General features: G+C 45.8%; 5 protein-coding genes. 2 read left to right on the forward strand and 3 right to left on the reverse strand.

Translation table 11 applies throughout. The features are described 5' to 3' along the window. Positions 1–75 precede the first annotated feature (75 nt). Both ABD892_RS11825 and ABD892_RS11830 read left to right on the forward strand, forming a co-directional pair. Complete coding sequence (locus ABD892_RS11825) at positions 76–564, forward strand: hypothetical protein (protein WP_345195883.1); 489 nt, start codon at positions 76–78, stop codon at positions 562–564. 76 nt (positions 565–640) lie between these two features. Next, a complete protein-coding gene (locus ABD892_RS11830; protein ID WP_345195885.1) occupies positions 641–2,101 on the forward strand; it encodes a Tn7-like element transposition protein TnsE in 1,461 nt (486 codons plus the stop codon). Here ABD892_RS11830 and ABD892_RS11835 read toward each other — a convergent pair. The 3 genes from ABD892_RS11835 to ABD892_RS11845 are packed head-to-tail and all read right to left on the reverse strand — an operon-like array spanning position 2,090 to position 5,001. Continuing rightward, positions 2,090–2,635: a condensin complex protein MksE gene (locus tag ABD892_RS11835; protein WP_345195886.1), complete on the reverse strand. Its 546-nt coding sequence runs from the start codon at positions 2,633–2,635 to the stop codon at positions 2,090–2,092. The two genes, ABD892_RS11830 and ABD892_RS11835, sit on opposite strands and share 12 nt — an antisense overlap. Next, complete coding sequence (locus tag ABD892_RS11840) at positions 2,636–4,081, reverse strand: hypothetical protein (protein ID WP_345195887.1); 1,446 nt, start codon at positions 4,079–4,081, stop codon at positions 2,636–2,638. Then, the gene (locus ABD892_RS11845; protein ID WP_345195889.1) at positions 4,078–5,001 is read right to left on the reverse strand and encodes a hypothetical protein; all 924 of its coding nucleotides are present in this window, start codon (positions 4,999–5,001) and stop codon (positions 4,078–4,080) included. The genes ABD892_RS11840 and ABD892_RS11845 overlap by 4 nt, the downstream gene beginning before the upstream one ends. Positions 5,002–5,147: the final 146 nt, after the last annotated feature.

The raw sequence follows: 5,147 nt of genomic DNA on the forward strand, positions 1-5,147 counted from the left end.
AAATCAGGCTCGCCAATACGTAAGGTGACGGGGGTGTTCAAGTAGACCAGAATCGGTGTTCAAGTAAACCAGAATATGCAGCTACTTCAGCACAAGCCTGCCACAGTCAAAAATTACGTAAACAGACGTGTCGATTGGGGTGTGCGGGACAGACAGCTGGTCAAGCAGTTTCTAGTCATAGAGGCCGAGAGTTGTGAGGTGCTTGAACTGCCCCGCCGTTCCCGTGCATGGTTTTGCAACCAGCTTGGAGTTAAAAGTCTGGTAGAAAAGAAACTGAACAAGTTACCGCTTTGCAATGCCTTTTTTATTCGCTATAGCGAATCTATTGAGGAGTACCAGACCCGCAGGCTTGCTTGTATCATGGCCGAACTAACACAAAGGAATGAACACATAAGGCCTGTTTGTGAAATTGAACGATTTGCTGGTCTCAGCCGTCAACGTAGTCGGAAGCCTGCACGGGAAATTCTCCGAATGGACATCCCGGCCTGGCAGAGAATTGAGTCGGTTCCCGTTGAACGCACCCCTAAGAGTGATTGGTCCGATCAATACCAGAAAATGGTTTAACCATAAGCTCAGGCCACATATAAGAGTTACTTTTGATGGGCACCCGGCAAATGATGTTCCCGCTGAACTAATTCCAATGCTTGTTGAAGGATGTACTTATGACAATAAAAAGCGCTTTTCATCTGAAAACAGGCAGTCAAGGCAAGTCAGGTTTGAAGGTTATAAAGGTAAAATCAAAGATCAAACCGGGAAGGTTGTTTTTGTCTATGATTGCGGTGGCTGTCGTGTAGCTATTCCTGCTATAGAACTGGCCAGAACCCTTTACCTTCACAATACGCACCTGACAAGAACAGCGCTACGGCCTAATGGCTTGCAAGGCCTGGCGACAACTGAACAGGACCAGAATACAAGCACTATCACTTTCAACAGGTTGTCAGACTTTTCCGTATCCAGTCTCCAATCACGGAGTGCTCAGGCTCATTTGATATGGTTATTGTTTGATGAAAGGGCGAGAAAAGGGTTCAGCAGCATCTATGAATCTTTACTCCTGTGTGGAAGATCTGAATGGTCTTTTGACTTTGAGCCACCGTGTTTGGACGGGTGGGTAGCAAAAGTTGCAGGGCCAGTAGGTGATCAGGTTGAAGATATATTTTATACGCAGGAAATCACTGCTCTTCATAACCCTTCTTTTTTCTACCAGAACAAAGTACTGATTTTTCACCCTAACCTTAAGAAAGTGGTTTGTGTTGACCCGAAAGATAAAAGAAGGCCTGTAGTCGATAAACCAGATCAGGATCCCTTGCTGGATTTACAGAGCATTCCCAAGTTGGGTGGAAAACGGGATATTGTTAGCGAAGCAGGCTTCAGTTTTACCTTTGGGAATGAAATACCATCGCAACTGGTGCCTGAAAAGCAGGAGAATAAACTATCACCCGCTGTGACTTCTGGTGCGAAAAATACCGCTGAAAGAACTGGTGTAGGACATGCCGGAAAAGAGGGTACATCCCAGGAACTTGATTTTGGTATCAACCGCTCAGAAGAAGATCCGCAGGGAGATCTGAAGTCTGCAGAGGGGGCGAGCAGGTTCCAGCTTTTTCAAGAGGTTATAACTCAGCTCATTGAGCTTGAAGGCTATCAACATATTGCAATCAAATGCTACGAACTCCCAAAACCCATAACCCATCGAAGCGCGTACATCAATAAAGATACAGGAAAGCCCAGAGTCTTCCATGTAGCTTACATCCGTTACTTAGGTTTGCCTCTTTTGATCGTTGAAGTAGATATGGATGACTATGCCCCCAAAAAAACCTTGAGCACCAGGGTTTTTGGTTTCAATAGTGATCCCCTAAAAAGTTTCCGTGCGATAATGCAGGGCTGTTCAGATAATGGTGTTAGATGGGACACAAAAATCATTAACCAGCATTGTGGAGTAAGTGACTTTGCCAAGCACCCACAGCGAGAAACATCTGTGGAGGGGGTTAAGCAGGCTCGCACACCGTCAGAGTATAAAGATGCTTGGGTAGCGGCTCTGGACAGAGCTGTGACCCGTACTAGGCAGCAAGTAAATAATACGGAAGAAGTTACCTCACAACTGTGAGGTAACTTCTTTCAAAAAGTGGGTAGACAGCGCTATCCCTGCATCGGTTAGCACCAGTCGATCACGATGGTTTTTAATTGCTAGCTGCCTAGCAAACAGCACCTTTGCTATTTCTCGGGTAAAGCTGTCTTTCAGGCCAACAGCTTGCAGAATCTTCTGGAATTCCTCGTTTTGATTATATTGCTGGAGTGTAACCCAGTCGATCCCAAGCGAAAATTCAGTGATTTGGGTGTATCGGCATGACATAAAAGTCATCGCCCGGTGCAAGAGGTCAAACAGTGCCATAATCTTCATGGCAACGTCCCCCGGCTGTCCGGCTTCACCCATTCGATTTATAAAGAAGCAGTTGCCCATCTGAATCAGCTCGTAGCCGATAGCCTGGTAGAGTGCGCTATACTGATCGCGGTTAAACTCATTGGCCAGCTCATCGAAGAGTGGATTAGGTACTAAACGATCACCTTGTACGGTGCTTTTGTTAACGAAAGCTCCCTGCATGAAAATGTCGTATATATCTTTACTCTTGTTCTTGTCCATCTACACTGCCTTTTCAATGCAAACTTGGAACTCTCTGGGACGGTATCCAAGTTCGAAGCCTTTGTGTTCTATTTTCTGTAGCCCTGATATACAGCTCATGGCGTTCCTCGTCTTACCTTTGGTGCTAATGTATTCAACCGCTTCGCCAAGCCAAGACAAGTCGTAGTCTTCAATGGTGTTTGCCAGATGCTCATGCAGGAGTTCGTGGAGATTATTCGTCCTCTCAGGTAACGTCATTGCGTCCAAAGTGATCATAAGACGCTCAGACTTCCGAGCATCAACTGAGGTTTGGCTGGCCTTTGGATTCGGTTTCTGGCGTTTTGTTTTGTCGTCTAGAGACTCAAGCCGAACACGCAAAATCTCTTTATAACTCTCCAATGCAGAATCTTTGGCCCAGTTGACAGCCTGAGAATGTCCGATACGGTAAGCCTTAAGCGAACCAAGAACATGAGAGTCTTTAAAAATAGGGTCTGTAGCTTGTAGAAGATAGCCTCGCTGTTGACCCCGTTGGTTTTCGCGGACAACATCCTTAAGACGGTTGAAACGTTCTTCAGCCGCATTATAAAAGCGACGGTCTTCTTCATCCATTTTCAGGTAGCGGCTCAGTTGCTCAGCCACCGAGTCAATATCACGCCCTAAGCTCTTAATGTCCAACAACAGACGATTAAGAATCAGAGATTGTTCATGGGCTTTGAACAGGTCGAAATGATTAACTATCTCTTGCATTACCCTCATAGGGGCTTTATTGGACTCACGATGAATTGTGACAAATGCGCTGTTATTTCGAACTCGTTTGATATCCAGATCGGGATTCAGAAACATCAGGGTTGGCAATACATTGCGTTGGTACAGTTGAGAAATACGGTCCATGGTTTTTCGGTACTTCAGATATTGACCGTCAACAGAAAAGTCAACCGAATCGACAATTTCACTTAGCTGTCCAGCATGACCTTTAAGCGACTTTACATTGACTCTCAACTTTGCGGCAACACTGTAGAATGTATCCCTAACGGCCTCAAACATCTCCTTATAGCTTGAGTCGAAGCTGTGATGGTGACCGACATCCATTGCCATAGCATAGGCTCCATCGACCTGACCGATCAGAAGATTGAGGTCGTAGTCAGATAGTTCGCGGATCCGCTTGGCTTCAAGCTGACGGAGAAGCCCCTCAACGTGGGCGTTAAGGGAAAAGTGTCCTTCGTTATAGTCGAGGGTTTCAAGCAGCTCGTTGTATTTCAGGTTGTCGAGAGATAGCGCATCAATAAACTTGTGCCTGTTAGCCGAATCCATACCTTTGCTGGCTATATCCAAGGCATGATCATATTCAGAGATCAGGAACAAAAAGCCACTGGAGTGGTTGCTCGTATTGTGGCGATCCATCAGCCCGAAGAATAAGCGTTTGTTCTCAAAAATTGCCGCAATAGTGAGGTGTGTTGCAGTGCTCATGCAGTCTCACTCTCTACTACAAATGGTTCATTCTGGGGTTCTTTGGCTCGGTTATCCTTTTCAATGGGTTCGATGCGCTTAAGGTATTCACCTTCTTTATGATATATGGTTGTACACTTGTCTCCGATCTGATCAGTGTCAGTTACCTTTTGATCGAACAGGTAGTGCCAGTGGCCAAGTGAATTTCCAATATGCATTTGAAAGTGAGGGGTTGCAGCCAGTAGGGTTAATCCGACACGTTGTACAATACCGTGAAGTGCGGGCAAGTTCCTCTCATCAATGGCGGCGGCCTCATCGAAGATCACAGGCATTCTCATTTTAAGATCGCCTGAAGTCAGCTTATCCAGGAGGATGCTCAATACAACCGTGTTTATCATGATGGTTGTACCGTTGCTTTGTTGAGTCTTTTCTTTCCGGCCGTCAAAACCGTAAATGTACTCTACACCTGTGACAATGTTCTCTATGTCCAGCAGTCCTCTTTTTCTGCCCTTTTGCAGGTAGTTATCACTAAAGCTCCTCAGGCGATCATAGAAGGAGTCAGAGGCCAGCGAGTCTATGTCTGTACGGAAACGGGCAACATCACCCATCAAAGTGGTAAACCCCTGATGTTTTTGGACTCTCAGCTCAACGGATTGAAGATTGGATACCTTAACACCGGAGAATGACTGATTAATCTCATTGGCGAACGCCTCAATGCCACTATTAATCTGCTCAAGCAGACTGATCTCCCGAGAAGTATTAGCGTTATGCTTTTTTATCTTGTCCGAAAGCTCTTGTTCATACATATCAAGGTTATGGAACTCGGTGAAAAAGCGATTGTATGCCTCTCTAAACTCGCCACTGTTTATTTCGACGGAATGGACGACATCATCAATTCCCGAGACGATTTCAGCTGTAGCCAGCCTCCGAAGCAACTCCACACAACGCCCCTGGCCTGACTTCAGTTCCACCATGATGACGTGATCGAGCTCGTTCGCTTCTTCATTCCTTAACTCCCGCTTAACGATCTGAAGAAGTAAGGCTAAATTGAATGAAGAGAGCGTCCCCTGTGCTCTTCAGGCAAAAT

Source organism: Kistimonas scapharcae, assembly GCF_039540975.1.
GTDB classification, from domain to species: domain Bacteria; phylum Pseudomonadota; class Gammaproteobacteria; order Pseudomonadales; family Endozoicomonadaceae; genus Kistimonas; species Kistimonas scapharcae.